At 72.2% G+C, this 18,568-nt stretch carries 16 protein-coding genes; 8 read left to right on the forward strand and 8 right to left on the reverse strand.

Annotated features, from left to right (window positions below; translation table 11 throughout):
* Positions 1–148: 148 nt before the first annotated feature.
* The 3 genes from EIW28_RS19260 to EIW28_RS19270 form a co-directional block, all read right to left on the reverse strand.
* Complete coding sequence (locus EIW28_RS19260; protein ID WP_125249330.1) at positions 149–577, reverse strand: organic hydroperoxide resistance protein; 429 nt, start codon at positions 575–577, stop codon at positions 149–151.
* An 11-nt stretch (positions 578–588) separates the two neighbouring features.
* Entirely contained in the window at positions 589–1,035 is a 447-nt protein-coding gene (locus tag EIW28_RS19265; protein WP_125249331.1) for a MarR family winged helix-turn-helix transcriptional regulator, read from the reverse strand.
* A 142-nt stretch (positions 1,036–1,177) separates the two neighbouring features.
* The gene (locus EIW28_RS19270; RefSeq protein WP_125249332.1) at positions 1,178–1,741 is read right to left on the reverse strand and encodes a TetR/AcrR family transcriptional regulator; all 564 of its coding nucleotides are present in this window, start codon (positions 1,739–1,741) and stop codon (positions 1,178–1,180) included.
* A gap of 126 nt (positions 1,742–1,867) precedes the next feature.
* On the opposite strand from EIW28_RS19270, the gene EIW28_RS19275 reads away from it, so the two are divergent.
* Complete coding sequence (locus EIW28_RS19275) at positions 1,868–2,290, forward strand: hypothetical protein (protein WP_125249333.1); 423 nt, start codon at positions 1,868–1,870, stop codon at positions 2,288–2,290.
* A 124-nt stretch (positions 2,291–2,414) separates the two neighbouring features.
* A complete protein-coding gene (gene ychF, locus EIW28_RS19280; protein ID WP_187350631.1) occupies positions 2,415–3,488 on the forward strand; it encodes a redox-regulated ATPase YchF in 1,074 nt (357 codons plus the stop codon).
* A gap of 137 nt (positions 3,489–3,625) precedes the next feature.
* On the opposite strand, the gene EIW28_RS19285 is transcribed toward ychF, so the two are convergent.
* Positions 3,626–3,979: a pterin dehydratase gene (locus EIW28_RS19285; RefSeq protein WP_187350632.1), complete on the reverse strand. Its 354-nt coding sequence runs from the start codon at positions 3,977–3,979 to the stop codon at positions 3,626–3,628.
* A 644-nt stretch (positions 3,980–4,623) separates the two neighbouring features.
* On the opposite strand from EIW28_RS19285, the gene EIW28_RS19290 reads away from it, so the two are divergent.
* Both EIW28_RS19290 and EIW28_RS19295 read left to right on the forward strand, forming a co-directional pair.
* Positions 4,624–5,034: a (deoxy)nucleoside triphosphate pyrophosphohydrolase gene (locus EIW28_RS19290; RefSeq protein ID WP_197717372.1), complete on the forward strand. Its 411-nt coding sequence runs from the start codon at positions 4,624–4,626 to the stop codon at positions 5,032–5,034.
* A 58-nt stretch (positions 5,035–5,092) separates the two neighbouring features.
* Positions 5,093–5,332, forward strand: coding sequence for a hypothetical protein (locus EIW28_RS19295; RefSeq protein ID WP_125249336.1), 240 nt, complete (start codon positions 5,093–5,095; stop codon positions 5,330–5,332).
* Here the strand turns inward: EIW28_RS19295 and EIW28_RS19300 are convergent.
* Entirely contained in the window at positions 5,329–6,531 is a 1,203-nt protein-coding gene (locus tag EIW28_RS19300; RefSeq protein ID WP_125249337.1) for an alanine racemase, read from the reverse strand. The two genes, EIW28_RS19295 and EIW28_RS19300, sit on opposite strands and share 4 nt — an antisense overlap.
* 506 nt (positions 6,532–7,037) lie before the next feature.
* Between EIW28_RS19300 and EIW28_RS19305 the strand changes: the two genes are divergently transcribed.
* The 3 genes from EIW28_RS19305 to dgoD all read left to right on the forward strand — a co-directional run bounded on the left by EIW28_RS19305 (position 7,038) and on the right by dgoD (position 10,334).
* Positions 7,038–7,445: a RidA family protein gene (locus tag EIW28_RS19305; RefSeq protein WP_125249338.1), complete on the forward strand. Its 408-nt coding sequence runs from the start codon at positions 7,038–7,040 to the stop codon at positions 7,443–7,445.
* A 29-nt stretch (positions 7,446–7,474) separates the two neighbouring features.
* Positions 7,475–9,073, forward strand: a complete 1,599-nt coding sequence (locus tag EIW28_RS19310; protein WP_125249339.1) for an N-acyl-D-amino-acid deacylase family protein — start codon at positions 7,475–7,477, stop codon at positions 9,071–9,073.
* A 115-nt stretch (positions 9,074–9,188) separates the two neighbouring features.
* The gene (dgoD, locus tag EIW28_RS19315) at positions 9,189–10,334 is read left to right on the forward strand and encodes a galactonate dehydratase (protein WP_125249340.1); all 1,146 of its coding nucleotides are present in this window, start codon (positions 9,189–9,191) and stop codon (positions 10,332–10,334) included.
* A gap of 35 nt (positions 10,335–10,369) precedes the next feature.
* On the opposite strand, the gene EIW28_RS19320 is transcribed toward dgoD, so the two are convergent.
* Positions 10,370–10,747, reverse strand: a complete 378-nt coding sequence (locus EIW28_RS19320; RefSeq protein ID WP_125249341.1) for a MerR family transcriptional regulator — start codon at positions 10,745–10,747, stop codon at positions 10,370–10,372.
* 56 nt (positions 10,748–10,803) lie between these two features.
* Here EIW28_RS19320 and EIW28_RS19325 point away from each other — a divergent pair, with 56 nt between their 5' ends.
* On the forward strand, positions 10,804–11,910 hold the full coding sequence (locus EIW28_RS19325; RefSeq protein ID WP_125249342.1) for an alkene reductase: 1,107 nt from the start codon (positions 10,804–10,806) through the stop codon (positions 11,908–11,910).
* Positions 11,911–11,986: 76 nt separating this feature from the next.
* On the opposite strand, the gene EIW28_RS25485 is transcribed toward EIW28_RS19325, so the two are convergent.
* Positions 11,987–14,716 carry a S8 family serine peptidase gene (locus EIW28_RS25485; RefSeq protein ID WP_125249343.1) on the reverse strand — a complete coding sequence of 910 codons (2,730 nt, stop codon included), beginning with the start codon at positions 14,714–14,716 and terminating at the stop codon, positions 11,987–11,989.
* Between the two features lie 225 nt (positions 14,717–14,941).
* A complete protein-coding gene (locus EIW28_RS19335) occupies positions 14,942–18,280 on the reverse strand; it encodes a S8 family serine peptidase (RefSeq protein ID WP_148102615.1) in 3,339 nt (1,112 codons plus the stop codon).
* Positions 18,281–18,568 lie beyond the last annotated feature (288 nt).

The raw sequence follows: 18,568 nt of genomic DNA on the forward strand, positions 1-18,568 counted from the left end.
CGGCGACGAGATTGTCGTACCCCTGGGGCAGGGTTGTTGTCAGGGGTGCTGCGAATGTCCGATTTGCCGACAACCGCCGAGACACACCCCTTTCACGTTCGAGGGCCCGGCATCGCACCGCGATGCCGGGCCCTGTCGCGTGCGGAGCCTAGTCGTCGGCGGCCTGGACCAGGTCGATCTCGACCACGATGTTGCCGCGCGTGGCGTTCGAGTAGGGGCAGACCATGTGCGCCTTCTCGACGAGGCCCTCGGCCACGTCGCGGACGGCGCCGGGGGTGGAGACCTCGAGGATGGCGTTGAGCCCGAAGCCCTCCCCCTCCTTGCCGATGCCGACGCTGGCCTCCACGGTGGAGGCGCCGAGGTCGACCTTGGCCTGGCGGGCGACCGCCTGGAGGGCGCTGTGGAAGCAGGCCGCGTAGCCTGCGGCGAACAGCTGCTCGGGGTTGGCCTTGCCGCCGGGGCCCCCGAGCTCCTTCTGGATGGCGAGTTCGAGGTCGATGATGCCGTCGTCGGTGGCGACGCGGCCGTTGCGGCCCTCACCGGAGGAGACGGCGTGCGCGACGTAGAGCGGTTCCATGTGGTGTTCCCTTACTCGTTGGAGGATTCGCGGGTTCGGATGGCGTGGGTGAACTCGTTGAGCCGGTCGCGCAGGGCGACGAGCTCGTCGTAGGACATGCCGGAGGCGGAGCCGACGACCTGGGTGATCTCGCAGCCCTGGCTCTCGAGCGCGGCCCCGGTCGCGGTGAGGTGGACGGTGACGCGGCGCTCGTCGTCCGACTCTCGGCGGCGCTCGACGAACCCGGCGGCCTCGAGCCGCTTGAGGAGCGGGGAGACGGTGCCGGAGTCGAGCTGGAGCTCGTCGCCGAGCTCGGAGACGGTGCGGCCGTCGGTCTCCCACAGCGACATGAGGACCAGGAACTGCGGGTAGGTGAGCCCGAGGCGGTCGAGCATGGGCCGGTACAGCCCGATCACCGCGCGCGAGGCGGTGTACAGGGCGAAGCAGGCCTGCTCGCGGAGTCTCGGTGTCGCTTCCATGCCGAGAACTCTAGTGCACAACTCAGTTGTCCACAACTCAATCGGGCGTGAGGCATCTCCTACCGAGCCCGGGACCGTAGGAAGCCGCGGGCGGCCCTGGGGCGGCGCGGGCAGCCGCGCCGAGCCCCGGCTCGGTATCGGGCTATTCCACTTCGAAGCGGGTCACGGTCGCGACGGCGCGGAAGGCCGCGTCGGGGTCGTCGGCGACGGCCTGCGGGAAGTTCCCGGCGAGCAGCAGCTCGGCGAAGCCGTGGACGAGGGACCAGGCCGCGAGCGCGGTCGGGTTGTAGCCGCCGTCGGCGGGCGGGTCGCCGGCGCCGCGGTAGAGGCCGGCGCGCGAGCGCGCCTCGGCGCGTTGGAGGTCGGGGTCGTCGGGGTGCAGGAGCTCGGGTCGGAACATCGTCTCGAAGTAGGGCCGGTTGTCGATGGCGAAGCGCACGTACGCGGCGCCGACGGCGTAGAAGTCGCCGGTGGTCCGCCAGGCGCGGTCGAGGGCGTCGGCGAGGCGCTCGAACCCCTCGGTGGCGACCGCGGTGAGGAGCCCGGCCTTGTCGCCGAAGTGGTGGGCCGGGGCGGCGTGCGAGACGCCGGCGCGCTTGGCGACGGCGCGCAGGCTGAGGGCGCTCGGGCCGGTCTCGCCCAGCGCCTCGACGGCGGCCTCGATGAGGGCGCGGCGGAGGTCGCCGTGGTGGTAGCGGTCGGTCACGGGACCACCGTACCCCAAATCTTGACAGTGTCAAATACCGCGGGCTACAATCACCGAGGAAACTTGACACTGTCAAGACGGCGGCGCGCCTTCCGACTCCGCGCCGCCGTCAGATCGGAGCCCCTGATGTTCGAATCCGCCTTCGCCCTGAGCGACGCCTCCCGGCTGCTCGCGGGGATCGTCCTGCTCACCGTCGTCACCATCGAGTTCGGCGGCACGTTCCTCGTCCGCGTCGTCTCCGGGAAGGTGCCGCTGACCGAGTTCCAGAAGTCCTTCTCGCGCGCCGGGCACGCCCACGCCGGCGTCCTGGTGATCCTCAGCCTCGTCGGCCTGGTCCTCGCCGACGCCACCGGGCTGGAGGGGTTCTGGGGCTGGACCGCCCGCGCGGCGATCCCGCTCGCCGCGATCCTCATGTCCGGCGGATTCTTCGCCGCGATGGCCGGCGCGGGCCGCACCGAGCCCAACCGGGCGATCGCGGTCCTCTACCTCGGGGCCGCGAGCCTCGCCGCCGGCACGCTGACGCTCGGGATCGGCCTCCTCGCCGCCTGAGCCGGCGGGCGCCCGCCCGCGGGACGGACCCCGGCCGCCCGACCCCCGCCCCGCAGGTGGGCGCCCCCTCCTTCCGAGGTCGCGCCGCAGGGCCGCGCCGCGGCGCCGCCTACACTTGACTCTCGTGAAACTCAGCATCGGTATCGTCGGCCTGCCCAACGTCGGCAAGAGCACGCTGTTCAACGCGCTGACCCGCTCGGACATCCTCGCGGCGAACTACCCGTTCGCGACGATCGAGCCGAACGTCGGCGTCGTCGCCGTCCCGGACGACCGGCTGCCGAAGCTGGCCGAGATCTACGACTCCGAGAAGATCCTCCCGGCCACCGTCACGTTCGTCGACATCGCGGGCCTGGTCAAGGGCGCCTCCGAGGGCGCTGGCAAGGGCAACCAGTTCCTGTCGAACATCCGCGAGACCTCGGCGATCGCCCAGGTCGTGCGCGTCTTCGAGGACGGCAACGTCACCCACGTCGACGGCAAGGTCTCCCCCGTGGACGACATCGAGACGATCAACACCGAGCTGATCCTCGCCGACCTCCAGACCGTCGAGAACGCCCTCAAGCGCCTCGAGCGCGAGGCGCGCATGAACAAGGACGCCCGGGCCAAGCTGGAGGCCGTCCAGACCGCGCAGCAGGTCCTCGACGGCGGCAAGACGATCTTCGCCGCCGGCCTCGACACCGAGCTGCTGTACGACCTGCACCTGCTCACGGCCAAGCCGTTCATCTACGTGTTCAACGTCGACGAGGACCAGGTCTCGGACGAGGAGCTGGCCGCGAAGCTGCGGGCGCTGGTGGCCCCGGCGCAGGCGGTGATCCTCGACGCCAAGTTCGAGTCCGAGCTCATCGACCTCGACGAGGCGGAGGCGCGCGAGCTGCTCGAGTCGACCGGGCAGACCGAGCCGGGCCTGGACCGCCTCGCGAGCGTCGGGTTCGAGACCCTCGGCCTCCAGACGTACCTGACGGCCGGGCCGAAGGAGACGCGCGCCTGGACGATCAAGCGCGGCGCGACCGCCCCCGAGGCGGCCGGCGAGATCCACACGGACTTCCAGCGCGGCTTCATCAAGGCCGAGATCGTGTCCTTCGGCGACCTGGTGGAGGCCGGCACGATGCAGGCGGCCAAGGCCGCGGGCAAGGTCCGCATGGAGGGCAAGGACTACGTCATGGCCGACGGCGACGTGGTGGAGTTCCGCTTCAACGTGTGAGCCGCGGCATTCGTTGCCGCGCAAGCGAGGAGGCCCGCACGATGTGCGGGCCTCCTCGCTGTGCGGCGGATCGCCGGGAGGTGGGGTTCCCGGCGGTCCGCCTTGTCGGTGTCGGCCGCCCGCGGGCGGCCATTCGGCTATTCGCCGCGCCTGAGCCATCGGAAGCGGCCCTTGGAGAGGTGGGTCTCCTGGGTCGCGAGGTCCCCTGCGATGGTGATGTAGGCGGTCTCGACGCGGCCGGCGAAGGTCACGTCGGTGAGGCTGAACCCGCCTTCACGGGCGAGCACGATGAGCGTGGCCTCGTCGGTCCGCCGCACGTCCGGGCGGACGCCGAGCGTGTCGGCGAAGATCTTGATCTGCTCCGCGAGCTCGGCGTGCTGGGAGTCGTCGAGCGGCAGCGACCGCGAGAGGCGGCCGTCGTCCGCTACCCAACCGTTGAGCTCCCTCAGTGCGTCCAGCAGCACGTTGTCGTCTTGCTCCGTTCTCCCCATGGCACCGTCGCCATTCGTCGTCGCCGTTCCGAAGTGCCGCGTTCAGCAGAGCTGCGCCCTGCCGGAGCAGGGCCGCGACCGATCAGTAAGGTTGGTCTGACAAGCGACCCGGCAGGCACGAGGGGCGTTCGTGTCTGAATTGTCGCCGGATCTTTATCATTTCTGAACCGAGTCTTCCCCGTTGTTCAGCTTCTGTCCAGGGCGGCAAACGGGATTAATCGGGTATCGCGGACTTCCCAGGACGGTTCTGCTCTTCTTTTGTGCCGACGGACACGATTCCTGACCGCCCGGGCCATGCAACATCATCCGAACGTATGAGCAACACGATGCTCACTGGTGTTCACGCATCGTTATGGCTCGTACGAAAGATAACGAAACGACGTCATCCCGGTCACAGCCCCCAGCGCCACCGCCCGATCCCATAGCGGCCGGCACGCCCCGCGCCTCACCCCCGGCGGCCCGCATCCCGGCCACACCCAGCGCCACCGGGCGGCCCCAAAACGCTCCGCACGCCCCGCGCCCCGCCCCTGCGGCCCGCTTCAGCTCCCCTTCAGGTTCCCCCGGCTACGGTCGAAACCGGGGGCCCTTTCCCAGACGGCGACCGCCCCGTCGCCATGCCCCGGAACCCGCCTAGACTCCGGCCGGTGAGCGAAGCAAGCACCGCCGGACCGCGCGTCGTCGTCGGCGCCGCGATCCTCGACGGCCGCGCCGTCCTGGCCGCCGCCCGCGCCTACCCGCCCGAACTCGCCGGCCTGTGGGAGTTCCCCGGCGGCAAGCTCGAACCGGGCGAGACCGAGGCCGAGGCGCTGCGCCGCGAGTGCCGCGAGGAGCTCGGCGTCGAGATCGAGGTGGGCGAACGCGTCACCGGCGACCTCGCGACCGGCGGCGGCCGGTTCCTGTTGCGCGTCTACTACGCCGCCGTCGCCCGCGGCGAGCCGCACGCGAAGGAGCACGCCGAGCTGCGCTGGCTCCTCCCCGGCGAACTCGACTCCGTCCCCTGGCTGCCGGGCAACCGGCCCGCGGTCGACGCGCTGCGGGAGGCGTTGGACGCCTGAAGCCTTCGAGCGAGGAGCGGCACGGAGCCGCGCCGATGCCGCGCTCGGCGCGGCGATCGTGTGGGCGGCGTTCGCCGAGAGGGTCCGCGTCCCGGTGGCGGCCGCGGCGATCGTCACGAAGTCGACGTTCCTAGCGCTCCTGCTCCCCGACCCCGTACTGCGGGCCGACGTCGCCGCGTTCAGCGTGTACTTCGCCCTGGCCTGCATCGTGCTGCTGGGCGTCCTCATCGTCCTCGAATCGGCCGGTCGGCGCGGACAGATGAACGCCCGGGCCGAGTCGGACCGGGTCGCGCCTTAGAAGAAGGTGTGGATCGCGTCGACCACGACGCCGCGCTCATCGTCGACGACGGGGATCAGCCGCCACTTGTCGAAGCTCGTGCACGGGTGCGAGAGGCCGAGTCGAACGGTGTCGCCGACTCGGAGGTCTTCCGTTGCGCCCGTGAGGAACAGGTGCTGGTCGCTGATCTGAGGGCAGGCGGTTCCGCTGCGGCCCAGCGGGATCGGAAGATCCTGATCGTAGGGGAAGTCGCGTCGGCCGCCGTCGAGGATCGCCAGGCCCGGCTCGGGCCGGGAGAGGACTCGGGCGCGGCCTTCGAGGGCCGGCAGGAGGTGCGGCCCGTCGCCGCCGCGGGCGGTCGGGGTCGTGCGGGCGTAGCAGCCGTGGTCGTGGACGAGGTAGGAGCCGGAGCGCAGCAGCACTTCGGCTTCGCCCGCGAGCGGCCCGAGGACGGCGGCGACCCGGTCGAAGTAGGCGCTGCCGCCCGCGCTGACGACGGGCCGGTCGACCTCGAAGTCCAAGGCGGCGTAGAGCGTTGCGAGGTCGTCGAGGTAGGCGTCGACGGCCGCGATCGCGGCCGGGTCGGTCCCGGCGGTCACTGAGCCCTCGTACCCGGCGACGCCCGCGAGCCGCAGGTTCGGCGCGGCGGCGACGCGCAAGGCGACGGCGAGCGCGGCCTCGATCCCCCGCGCACCGGCGCGGCCGCCGGGGGTGCCGAGCTCGACGATGACGTCGATGGTCGTAGAGAAGGCCGCGGAATACCTGTCGATAGTCAGGGTCGAATCGGAAAAAAGTCCGATGGCAGTGCCTGAGCCGGCCCATACGCTTAGTTGTGCCAGGGTGGCGGGATCAGCGACCTGGTTGGCGATGAGGATGCGCGGCACGCCGAAGCGGCGGGCCACGCCGGCTTGAAAGGGGGTGGCGACGGTGATGGCGGCGGCTCCGGCTTCGAGTTGCCGGTGCCAGAGCTGAGGGGCCATGGTGGCCTTGCCATGGGGCGCGAGCGAGAGACCACGCTCGGCGCACCAGGCGGCCATGGCATGGAGGTTGTGCTCAAGCGCTTGAGCGGAGATGGTCACGAGGGGGGTGGGGAGGGTGGGGGTGGGGGGCCCCGAAGCGATCCACTCGGCGATGGTCCGGCCGTGGGCCGAGGCGGGGATGCCCTTGTGGCGCCAGTCGAGGACTTCGTCGTAGAGCTCGGCGAGCCGGGCGGTGTCCATGGCCGGAGGGGTGGCGGTGGTCGGGTGCGGGTGCGGGATCAGGCTCAGAGGCGGGCCGGCCGCGGCTGCGGAGCGTGTCTCGGGATCGAACCGGGGCTGGAGCGCAGCGTTAGTAAGAGTGCCGGGACTAAGCGGCGACTGCGGAGGTTGGGCCGCGGCCGCGTGGCGGGCGTCGGGGCCGGGGCCGACCGGAGTTCGGGCCGCAGTCGCGAGACGGGCCCCGGGATCGAGCGGCGGCTGGGCCACCGTAACCGCGCTGGCGCTAGTACCGGTGCCAGGGCGAGGGCCGATCGGAGCCGGGGCCGCGGAGCCACCGCGGGCTGCGGGGTCGAGCGGAGACTGGGCCACTGGCTCGAGGCGGGCGGCGGAATCGGGCGCGGGTCGGGCCACAATCGCGGAGCTGGGCGGCGGCACCGCGGGCTCGCTCGGTCGCGAGGTCGGTTCGGGCTCGGTCATGGTCACCGCCGTCGCTCGGGTCGGAATCAATAGGAAGGTATCTTCACTATATGTCTGAGAAGATCGCGATCCGCACCGACGCCGCTCCCGCCCCCGCGCACGCCTTCCCGCAGGGGGTGCGCAAGGGCCCGCTGCTCACCGTCTCCGGTCAGGGCCCGGTCGACCCCGCCAGCGGCGAGTACCTGTTCCCCGGCGACGTGCGGGCGCAGACGCGGCGGACGCTGGAGAACGTCGCCGCGGTCGTCGAGGCCGGCGGGGCCGAGTTCGCCGACGTGATGATGCTCCGCGTGTACCTCAAGGACCGCGCCGACTTCGCCGCGATGAACGAGGTCTACGAGGCGTTCCTCGCCGAGCGGATCGGCGACCGCGCGCCCTACCCGACCCGCACCACCGTCGTCTGCACGCTCCCGAGGGCCGAGATGCTGGTGGAGATCGACGCCCTGGCCTGCGTAGACTGACCCGACGTGCCAGTCGGGGAGGGCGTCGCATGACCGAAACGGACTTCGTGATCCGGGGCGCCGAGATCGCGGACGGGACCGGCGCGCCCGTGTACCGGGCCGACGTCGCGGTCCGGGACGGCCGCATCGCCGGGATCGGCGAGCGCCTCGACGGCGCCGAGGCGATCGACGCCGGCGGGCTCGTGCTCGCGCCCGGGTTCATCGACATGCACGCCCACTCCGAGCTCGCGGTCCTCACCGACCGCGAGCACCTCGCCAAGCTCGGCCAGGGCGTCACCCTCGAAGTGCTCGGCCAGGACGGCCTCTCCTACGCGCCCGTCGACGAGACGACCGCGCCGCAGATGTGGGAGGCGATCGCCGCGTGGAACGGCCGCCTCGACGTCGACTTCGACTGGCGCACCGTCGGCGAGTACCTCGACCGCCTCGACCGGGGCGTCGACGGCGAGGGCCTGCCCGTGAACGCCGCCTACCTGGTCCCCCACGGCACGGTGCGGATGCTCGCGATGGGCTGGGACGACCGGCCGCCGACCGCCGCCGAGCTGGAGGTCATGAAAGCCCAAGTGGCGCAAGGCATGGAGGAGGGCGCGTTCGGGCTCTCGGCCGGGCTGAGCTACACGCCGGGCATGTACGCGGCGACCGCGGAGCTCGTCGAGCTGTGCAGGGTCGTGGCGCGGTACGGCGGCTACTTCGGCCCCCACCAGCGCAGCTACGGCGCCGGCGCGATGGAGGGCTACGCGGAGATGATCCAGATCGGCCGCGAGTCCGGCTGCGCCCTGCACCTCGCGCACGCCACCTTGAACTACGAGGTGAACGCGGGCCGCGCGGCCGAGCTGCTCAAGCTCGTCGACGAGGCCCTGGACGAGGGCGTGCCGGTCAGCCTCGACACGTACCCGTACCTGCCGGGCATGACGATGCTCGCCGCGCTCCTGCCGAGCTGGTCGCTCGCGGGCGGCTACGGGGCCCTGCGTGAGCGGCTCGCGGACGAGGCGGTGCGGGCGCGGATCGTGCACGAGCTCGACGTGACCGGCACCGACGGCGCGAACGGGGTGCCCGCCGACTGGGCGAGGTACGAGATCGCGAGCGTCGCGGACCCGCGGTTGCGCGGGTACGTCGGGAAGTCCGTCGCCGAGGCCGCCGGGGAGCGGCGGCCCGCCGAGTTCTTCCTCGACCTGATCGTGCGCGACGACTTCGGGACCGGCTGCCTCATGCACGTCGGGAACGAGGAGAACGTGCGCGCCATCATGCGTCACGGCGTCCACACCGGATCGTCGGACGGGGTGCTCGCCGGCGACAAGATCCACCCCCGCGCGTGGGGCTCGTTCGCGCGCTACCTCGGGCACTACACGCGGGAGCTGGGGCTGTTCAGCGTCGAGGAGTGCGTGGCGCACCTGAGCGGCCGCCCGGCCGCTGTGCTGGGCCTGACCGACCGGGGCCTCGTGCGGGAGGGCTACGCGGCCGACCTCGTGCTCTTCGATCCGGCCACTGTGGACGCCAGGTCGACGTTCGAGGAGCCGCGGCGCCAGGCCGCCGGGGTCCCGTACGTGTTCGTCAACGGCGCCTTGGCGATCCGGGACGGACGGCGGACCGGTGCCCTGGCCGGCCGGTCGGTGCGCCGCCCCCGGCGGTGACCGGCGCGCCCGGTGGAGCGCGGTACGCCGCGGGCGCTGCGGCCGTCTACGGCGGCCGGGTCAGTCGCCGCCGCCCCGCACCCCCGAGTTTCCCCCACCAGAGATCGAGGTTCCCTTGGACATCGCCAGCATCGAGACCTTCTTCGTCCGCCCCCGGTGGCTGTTCGTCCGCATCGAGACCGCGGACGGGATCGTCGGCTGGGGCGAGCCGATCGTCGAAGGCCGCGCCGAAGCGGTGGCCGCGGTCGTCGAGATCCTCGCCGAGCGGCTCGTCGGCGCCGACGCCTCCCGGATCGAGGACCACTGGCAGGTCATGACCAAGGGCGGGTTCTACCGCGGCGGCCCGGTGCTCTCCAGCGCCGTCGCCGGGATCGACCAGGCCCTGTGGGACATCAAGGGCAAGGCCCTCGGCGTCCCCGTGTACGACCTCCTCGGCGGCGCCGTCCGCGACAAGGTCCGCGTCTACACGTGGGTCGGCGGCGACACCGTCCAAGCGCTCGCCGAAGACGCCCTGCGCGCCAAGGAGAGCGGCTTCGACGCCGTCAAGTGCAACGGCGCGGCCCAGCTCGGGCCGATCGAGTCCCCCGCGGCCGTGCGCCGGATCGCCGCGCAGTTCACCGAGCTGCGCGCCGCGGTCGGCGACGACTTCGACATCGCGATCGACTTCCACGGCCGGTTCTCCACCGCGATGACGCGCCGGGTCCTGCCGCTCCTCGAACCGGTCCTGCCCCTGTTCGTCGAGGAGCCCGTCCTGCCGGAGTTCTCGCGCGACCTCGCGGCGGTCACCGCCGGCACCTCGATCCCGATCGCCACGGGCGAGCGGCTGTTCTCGCGCGCCGACTTCCGGGACGTGCTCCCCACCGGGATCGCGGTGGCGCAGCCCGACCTCTCGCACGCGGGCGGGATCTCCGAAGTGCGGCGGATCGCGGCCATGGCCGAGGCGTACGACGTGGCGCTCGCGCCGCACTGCCCGCTCGGGCCGATCGCGCTCGCCGCGAGCCTCCAGGTGGACTTCGCGACCCCGAACTTCCTCATCCAGGAGCAGAGCCTCGGCATCCACTACAACCAGGGCAACGACCTGCTCGACTACCTGGTGGACCCCGCGGTGTTCGCATTCGACGAAGGGTACGTCGCACGTCCGACGAAACCGGGCCTCGGCATCGAGGTCGACGAGGCGGCGGTCCGCCAGGCCGCGCGGGAGCCGCACCGCTGGCGCAACCAGGTGTGGCGCCTCAGGGACGGCACGTTCGCGGAGTGGTAGCGGCCGGGCGGAACAAAAGGCGTTCCGCCCCTTGCCTACCGGGCCGGCGCGGGTTCCGGCAGCGCCGCCGTCGCGATGACCTCGTCCAGGATGGACCTGGTGCGCTGGAGGTCCGCGATGGTGCGGTCGATCCGGTCGCGCTCGGCCATGAGCTCCCGGGCGAGGCTCTCCGTGGTGTGCTCGTTCGGGCCGCCGTCCTCGTCGTGGATGCACGGCAGGACCGAGGCCACCGTGGTCGAGTCGAGCCCGGCGGCGAACAGGACCTGGATGCGGATGACCCGGTCGACGGCCCGCTCCGCGTACTCGCGGTGGCCCCCGGGCGTCCGCTCCGAGGCGAGGAGGCCGCGCTCCTCGTAGTAGCGCAGCGAGCGGACGCTGACGCCGGTCCGCTTGGCGAGCTCCCCGATTCGCATGGCGTGCCTCACAATCCCTTGAACCTCACATCGGTGTCAGGTTCTACCGTACCCGTATGACGAACGAAACGACCGCCCGGCGCCTCTTCGAGCCGACGACGCTCGGGGCCCTGGAGCTCCCCAACCGCATGGTCATGGCCCCGATGACGCGCAACCGCGCCACGTTCGAGGGCGTCCCGCTGCCGCTCATGGCCGAGTACTACGGCCAGCGCGCCACCGCCGGCCTCATCGTCGGCGAGGCGTCCACGCCGAGCCCGTTCGGGTTCACGTACCCCGAGATCGCGGGCCTCTACGACGACGAGCAGGTCGAGGGCTGGCGGGCCGTGGCCGACGCCGTGCACGCCGGCGGCGGGCGCCTGGTCCTCCAGATCGAGCACGGGGGCCGGATCGGCCACCCGGACAACAACCCGGGCGGGCACCTGCCGCAGGCGCCGTCGGCGGTGCGGCTGCCGGGCGGGATCCACACGCCCACCGGGCATCAGGAGGCGCCGGTCCCGGTCGAGATGACCGCGGCGGACCTGGAGCGGACGCGGGGCGAGTTCGTCGCGGCGGCGCGGAACGCGCTGCGGGCGGGCGCGGACGGCGTGGAGGTCCACGCGGCGAACGGGTACCTGCTCAACCAGTTCCTGTCGTCGAGCACGAACCGGCGCACCGACGCGTACGGCGGTTCGGCGGCGAACAAGATCCGGTTCGTGGTGGAGGTCGTGGAGGCGGTGGCGGCGGAGGTCGGCGCGGAGCGGACGGGGCTGCGGATCTCGCCGTGGAACACGGGGAACGGGATCGACGTCTCGGACGGCGACGAGGTGTTCCCGGCGCTGCTGGACGCGGTGTCGCACCTGGGCCTCGCCTACCTCCACATCGCGCGGGCGCTGCCGGGGGAGCCGCTGTTCGGGAAGCTGCGGGGGCGCTGGACGGGCCCGCTGGTGGCGAATCCGGAGCTGGGCGAGGAGCTGCCGATCCCGGCGGACGGGGGGCTGGCGAAGGGGGTGGAGCTGCTGGAGGCGGGCGCGGACCTGATCGCGTTCGGGCGCGCGTTCCTGGCGAACCCGGACCTGGTCGAGCGGTACCGGACGGGCGCGCCGCTGAATCCGGTGCGGGAGGACCGGTCGATGTACGGGCGGGGCCCGGAGGCGTACACGGACTATCCGTTCCTCGCTTCCTGAAGCGCCGCAGGAGGATTCGGGACGTGAAGGAAGGGGCTCCCCGCCGCGGCGGGGAGCCCCTCGTGCGTCGGTTCGCTTAGGACTCGGCCTCCAGTTCGGCGTCGGCGCCGGTGACCTCGCCGTCGGCGACGGCCGCGTCGACGGTGGCGGTCGCGTAGCCGTCGGCGCTCACTTCGAGGGCGCGGTCGCCGGGGTCGGTGAAGAGGACGTACTCGCCGTCGGCGCCGGTGACGGCGGCCTGGCCGGAGGCCGCGTCGAGGACGCGGGCGCCGGCGACCGGGTCGCCGGTGGCGGCGTCGGTGACGGTGCCGCGCACCAGTCCGCCGTCGAGGGCGTCGCAACCGCCGACGCGGACGTTGTCGACCATCCACCAGTAGGCCCAGGTGGCGTTGTCGGTGAAGTGGAACTTCAGCTGGACGGCGGTCTGGTCGGCCCACGCGGAGAGGTCGACGGTCTCGACCGTGGCCTCGAGGTCCTCGTTGGTGTACCAGACCTGCTCCCAGGTCGCCCCGCCGTCGGCGGAGAGGAGCACCTCGGCTTCGGAGCCGATCCCGTCGTCCACGAAGAAGTTCGCGAAGGACAGCGTGGGCTCCGAGGCGGCGCTCAGGTCGAACGGCGCGGTGATCATGTCGGTGTCGGTGAGCAGTTCGATCTCGGACGCGTCGGAGTTGGCCTCGGCGTAGCCGCCGGAGCCGGGGGTCATGTTGCCGTAGCCCCACGGGTCGTCGAACACCCACGGGAACTCGTCCTCGCCGTTGTTGACGACCTCCCAGCCGGCGGGGGCCGCCAGGGACTCGAAGCGCTCGTCGAGCACGTCGGACCCGTAGCCGGGGGCCAGGCAGCCCGCGGCGAGCGGCACTTCGACGAGTGCGGCGTCGTCGGGGTCCACGGTGAGGGCCTCGTAGCCGGGGTAGTCGGTCTCGACGGTGAGCGGCCAGTCCCCTTCGGCGGGGATGACGAGGCTGTACTCGCCGGTGAACGAGTCGGTCTCGGCGGCGGCCTCGCCGCCGGCGGTCTCGACCGTGGCGTCGAGCGGCCAGCCCTGGCCGCCACCGTCGACGACCCTGCCGGCGACCGTCCGGGTCTCCAGCAGTTCGATCTCGGCGTCGAAGACCGCGGCGGCGTTGCGGTTCACGCGGACGGTGCCGGTGGCCTCGCCGTAGAGGAACTTCGAGACGGTGACGCGGTAGCGGCCGGCGGGGATGCGCTCGAACGCGTACTCGCCGTCGGCGTTCGTGGCGGTCTCGCGGACGACGCCGCCCTCGAAGACGAGGCGCGCCCCGGCGACCGGGTCGCCGTGCTGGTCGGTGACGGTGCCGGAGAGGGAGCCGAACTTGCCGGCCGGGGCCTCGTCGACGGCGTCCTCGACGTCGACGCGGCCGTGGCCGTAGACGTTGTTCGCCTCCTTGTCGCCGGTGCACTGGTCGTCGGCGGTGTCGACGGCGGTGCCGGTGACGGTCTCGTAGACGGCCTCGTAGTCGCCCTCCAGGGTGGGCGACGCCGACATGAGGAGGGCGATGGCGCCGGCGACGTGCGGCGCGGCCATGGAGGTGCCGTCGCCGGTGCCGTACTCGTCGCCGGGGAGCGCGGAGAGGACCTCGACGCCGGGCGCGGACAGGTCCGGCTTCAGGGTCCCGTTCAGGCCGTGGCCGCGGGAGGAGAAGTCGGCGATCTCGTGGTTCTCGTCGTAGGCGCCGACGGCGATCACGTTCTCGTACACGCCCGGGGTGCTCATGGTCAGGCACGCGTCGCCGTTGTTGCCGGCGGCGAAGACCGGGATGATGCCCGAGGCGTGCCACAGCTCGACGACCTCGGCGTAGATCGGGTCGTACCCGGGGAGGGTGGTGCCCCAGGAATTGTTGACGACGTGCGGGGCCTTCAGCGGGTCCGGGTTGCGGCCCTCCGAGTCCGTGGGGGCGGCGATCCACTGGCCGGCCTCGATGAGCGTCTCGATGCTCGGGCAGCAGCCGTTGACCGCGATCCACTCGGCGTCGGGCGCGACCCCGATGCCGTCGTTGCCGACCATGGTGCCCATGGTGTGGGTGCCGTGGCCGTCGGAGTCGCACGGGTCGTCGCCGACGCAGGCGTCCTGGATGTCGTAGAAGTTGTAGTCGTGCGTGTAGGTCCCGTCGCCGTTGTTGCCGCGGTAGGAGTCCGCGAGCGCGGGGTGGTCGAACTGCACGCCGGTGTCGATGTTGGCGACGACGATGCCCTCGCCGGTGAAGCCGTCCTCCCAGACCTCGGGGGCGCCGACGTCGGCCACGCCCCATTCGGCGGCGGCGGTCTGGACGGCGTCCCAGGTCTGGAACCCGCCGGTCGCCTCCTCCTTGCCGCCGGGCGCGACCGGCTCGATCATGCCGTACTCGGGGGCGGCCACGATCTGCTCGACGGTGTCGAGGGCGACGAGGTCGGCGAGGAGGTCCTCGTCGGCCCGGACCTTGATGGTCGAGGCGCCCCAGTAGGTCTCGTAGTCGGCGCCGGCCGCTTCGAGGGCGGCGACGGCCTCCTGCTGGGAGGTCTCGGCGTAGGCCTTGGCGGCCGCGACCGCGGCGGCGCCCTTCTGCTCCTTCGTGTCGGCGGCGAGCGCCGCGTCGTAGTCGGGGGCGCCGGTGAAGAGGAGCCACAGCTCCGCGTCGCCCGCGTCGCCGATCTCGGCGACGATGTCGGGGGCGACCTTCTCGGCGATGAGGGCTTCGGTGGTCTCGGCCTCCTGGGCGGCCGCGCCGGAGGCGACCGCCGCCGGGACGAGCGCGCCCGCGAGGGCGGCGGCGAGGATGCGGCGCGAGCGCCGCTGTGCAACTGTCACGAACTCTCCTTTGGGGGGGTGGCCCCGGCGGCGCCGGGGCCGTTGGGTGTGTTGTCCGGAGTAGTGGGTTTGGTGACTATTGACATGTTGGCAGGGGTAGCTCCACTTTGGGGTCCCCAACGGCTGTACGCCCCGAAGGCCCGTCCGGGTTGCATTGGTTGTGATTTAGGCACAACGGGAACCGCCCCCCGGCGCGGTGCGGCGGGGGGCGGTTTCACTTGCGTCTCAGCAGTTCAGCTCCTCCAGGGTGAAGCTCAGGTCGGCGGTGTCGCCGGCGGGGAGGGCGATGTTGCCGAAGTCGGCGGCGTAGCCGTCCTTGGAGGCGATGATCGTGAAGTCGCCTTCGGGGAACCAGTACGCGTACGTGCCGTCCTCGGCGGTCCAGAAGTGGAACGCGTCGCCGTCGGCGGAGCGGACCTGGACCTGGGCGTCGCCGATGGGGACGGTCTCGCCCTCGCAGGTGGCGGCGAGGACGGTGCCGGTCACCTTGCCCTGTTCGACCGTGGGGACGACGAGCATGGACACGTCGATGACGGGCGAGGGGTGGGGGCTGACGACGTTCGCGGTCAGCTGGGCGGTGTAGGTGCCCGGCTGGTCGACGCCGCCGGCGGCGGTGGCGCTGGTCTTCACGGTGACGGTGACGGAGCCGCCGGCGGGGACGACGACGGAGTCGGCGCTCGTGGTCAGCCAGGAGGTGTCGCCGGGGTACTCGTAGCCGAGGATCGCGAACCCGCCGCCGCCGGTCGAGAACGTGACCGTCCCGTCGGCGGTGCCGGTGTTCGTGAGCCTGACCCGGGTCGACCAGGACGCGCCCTGCTGCACGTAGGTGCTGATGCTCGTCGTGCTGGCGCTGATGTTCGCGACGCCGATCGCGAAGTCGGCGACGGTGACGGCGTCGGGGGCGATCGCGACCTGCTCGGTGGCGGAGCCGTGGTCGGCGACGACGGCGGTGAACTCGGACGGGCCCGAGCCGGGAGCGAACATCCAGTAGGCGCCGTCGGCGCCGGTGGTCGCCTGGTACCCGGAGGCGGTGTGGGTGACCGCGGCGCCGGCGAAGGGCTCGCCGGTCTCGAGGTCGGTCACGGTGCCGCGCACCAGGCCGCCGTCGAGCGGGGCGCAGTCGCGGGAGGTGCCGACGAACACGTCGTCGATCTGCCACCACCAGGCCCAGGTGCGGTTGTCGTGGTAGTGGAACTTGACCTGCGCGGCGGTCGCGTCGGCCCATTCGGACAGGTCGATCGTGACGGTCTGGTTGCGGGCGTTGGCGGTCGGGGCCCACACGGTCTCCCAGGTGACGCCGGCGTCGGGGCTGAAGAGGACCTCGGCGACGGTGTTGTAGGAGCCCTTGTAGTAGTCGGTCGCGAACGTCAGGACCGGTTCGTCGGCGGCGGAGAGGTCGAACACCGGGGAGACGAGGTCGGAGTCGAACAGCTTGCTGCCCGAGCCCTGCTCGTCGGAGTCGGCGATCGCGAACCCGCCGGAGCCGGGGGTGCGGTTGCCGCGGGCGCCCGGGTCGTCGAACTCCCAGGGGGTGACGCCGCGGTCGACGACGGTCCACCCGGCCGGGGCGGCCCCGGTCGCGAAGCGGTTGCCGAGCGGCGCGTACCCGTACCCGGGCGCGGTGCAGTCCTCCCCGATCGGGACCTCGACGACGAGGTCGGCCGCGGCGACGGCGTCCACGGTGACGTCCTGGTAGCCGGGGTAGTCGGCTTCGACGAGGAGTTCCCATTCGCCTTCGGGGAGGGTCAGGGAGAACTCGCCGGTGACCGGGTCGGTGGTGGTGGAGACCTCGCCGCCGGTGGTGCTCACGGTGGCCGCGAGCGGCCAGCCGTGGCCGCCGCCGTCGACGACGGTGCCGCTGACGGTGCCGGAGGGGACGGCGGTGAGGACGGCGTCGAAGACGGCGTCCTGGTCGGCGGCGACGGTCACCGAGCCGGTGGTCTCGCCGTACCCGAACTTGGTCACGGTCGCCGCGTAGGTGCCGGCGGGGATGACGGGGATGGTGAACGTCCCGTCGTCGCCGGTGGTCGCGGTGCGGGTGAACGCGCCGGTGAAGGCGAGTTCGGCGCCGGCGACGGGCGCGCCGTCCTGGTCGGTGACGGTGCCGGAGATCGAGCCGGTGTCGCCGATCGGGGACGCGAGGACGGCCGCGAGCGCGTCGAGCTTCCCGTGGCCCCACACGTTGTTGAGGTCGGCGGCGCCGCCGCACTGGTCGTCGTCGACGGGGACGGCGGTGCCGGTGAGGGCCTCGTAGACGCCGTCGTAGTCGCCGTCGAGCGCGGGCGCGGCCGAGAGCATGAGCGCGATCGCGCCGACGACGTGCGGGGCGGCCATGGAGGTGCCGTTCTTGAGGCCGTAGCCGGTCCCGGGGACCGCGGAGCGGACCGCGACGCCGGGGGCGGCGAGGTCGGGTTTGACCTGGCCGTCGCGGCCGGGGCCGCGGGCGGAGAAGTACGCGATCTCGCCGGCCGAGTCGTAGGCGCCGACGCCGATCACGTTCGGGTACAGGCCGGGCGAGCCGGCCGATTCGCAGCCCTCTTCGCCGTTGTTGCCCAGGGACATGACGGGGATGATCCCGGCGGCGTGCCAGAGCGCGACGACGTCCTCGTAGAAGGGGTCGTCGACGGACTGGGTGGTGCCCCAGGAGTTGTTGACGACGTCGGGCGCCTTGGACGGGTCGGGGTCGGAGCCGTCGGCCTTGGTGGGCGCGGCGATCCACTCGCCGGCGTCCAGGAGCGCGGCGGCGCTGGGGCAGCAGCCGTTGACGGCGATCCACTCGGCGCCGGGGGCGACGCCGATCTGGTTGGCGCCGCCGTCGTCGCCGACCATGGTGCCCATGGTGTGGGTGCCGTGGCCGTTGGTGTCGCAGGGGGCGTCTCCGGCGCAGGTGTTGGCGACGTCGTAGAAGTTGTAGTCGTGGGTGAAGGTGCCGTCGCCGTCGTTGCCGCGGTACTGGTTCACCAGGGCCGGGTGGTCGTAGTCGACGCCGGTGTCGATGGAGGCGACGACGACGCCGGTCCCGTCGTAGCCGAGGTCCCACACGTCGGGGGCGTTGATCGCGTCGACGCCCCACTCGGCGGCGGTGGTCCCGAAGCCGGAGCCGGCGACGGGCTCGATGAGCTCGTACTCGGGGGCCTGGACGAGGGCGTCCACATTGTCGATCTGGACGAGGTCGGCGACGAGGTCCTTGCCGCCGACGGCGCGGACGGTGTTCGAGCCCCAGTAGGATTCGTACTCGACACCGGACCGCTCCAGGAGGTCGATCACGTCCTTCTGCGAGGTCTCGGCGAACTCCCGGGCCGCTGCAACGGCTTCGGAGCCCTTCTCGGTCTTGGTGTCTGCGGCGAGGGCGGGGCCGAAGTCGGGGGCTCCTTCGAAGCGCACCCAGAGTTCGGCCTCGCCTTCGGTCTCGATGAGCGCGAGGAGGTCGGCGGCGGCCTTCTCCTCGATGAGGGCGTCGGTGTCGGACTCGGCGAGGGCGGCGGTACCGGGCATGGCCGATACCAGCAGGCCCGCGGCCGAAGCGGCGAGGATTCGACGCCATCGTCGTTGCGGATTCGTCACGACGGCTCCTGTTCTGTTGGGCTCCGGGCGCGGGGTGCCGCCCCGGAGCAAGGGGGGTCGCGCGGCGCTCGCGTGGATGCGCGCACGCCGACCAGGACACGGTGCCAGTCCACAAACGAACGCACAAGGCCCCACTTTGCATGGTTCGGGCAGGCGTTCACAGAACTCCGGTAACGGCCAGATGATCCAAAGTGAACGAAAGGCCCGTACCGGGAGGGTCGGTCAGAGCCCGTGAACTCGGGAGATTCCCGTGCAGCGCGGCGGAACCGGGACGCTCCGGCGGCGGAG

The organism is Glycomyces terrestris (assembly GCF_003933745.1).
Taxonomy (GTDB): Bacteria; Actinomycetota; Actinomycetes; order Mycobacteriales; family Micromonosporaceae; genus Glycomyces; species Glycomyces terrestris.

What these genes read in the sequence shown, in the direction of transcription:
- EIW28_RS19325 (WP_125249342.1), top strand. Translation starts at nt 10,804, where the DNA reads ATGACGAACGAAACGACCGCCCGGCGCCTCTTCGAGCCGACGACGCTC.
- EIW28_RS19265 (WP_125249331.1), bottom strand. Translation starts at nt 1,035, where the DNA reads ATGGAAGCGACACCGAGACTCCGCGAGCAGGCCTGCTTCGCCCTGTAC.
- EIW28_RS19260 (WP_125249330.1), bottom strand. Translation starts at nt 577, where the DNA reads ATGGAACCGCTCTACGTCGCGCACGCCGTCTCCTCCGGTGAGGGCCGC.
- EIW28_RS19275 (WP_125249333.1), top strand. Translation starts at nt 1,868, where the DNA reads ATGTTCGAATCCGCCTTCGCCCTGAGCGACGCCTCCCGGCTGCTCGCG.
- EIW28_RS19310 (WP_125249339.1), top strand. Translation starts at nt 7,475, where the DNA reads ATGACCGAAACGGACTTCGTGATCCGGGGCGCCGAGATCGCGGACGGG.
- EIW28_RS19300 (WP_125249337.1), bottom strand. Translation starts at nt 6,531, where the DNA reads ATGGACACCGCCCGGCTCGCCGAGCTCTACGACGAAGTCCTCGACTGG.
- EIW28_RS19285 (WP_187350632.1), bottom strand. Translation starts at nt 3,979, where the DNA reads ATGGGGAGAACGGAGCAAGACGACAACGTGCTGCTGGACGCACTGAGG.
- EIW28_RS19305 (WP_125249338.1), top strand. Translation starts at nt 7,038, where the DNA reads ATGTCTGAGAAGATCGCGATCCGCACCGACGCCGCTCCCGCCCCCGCG.
- EIW28_RS19320 (WP_125249341.1), bottom strand. Translation starts at nt 10,747, where the DNA reads ATGCGAATCGGGGAGCTCGCCAAGCGGACCGGCGTCAGCGTCCGCTCG.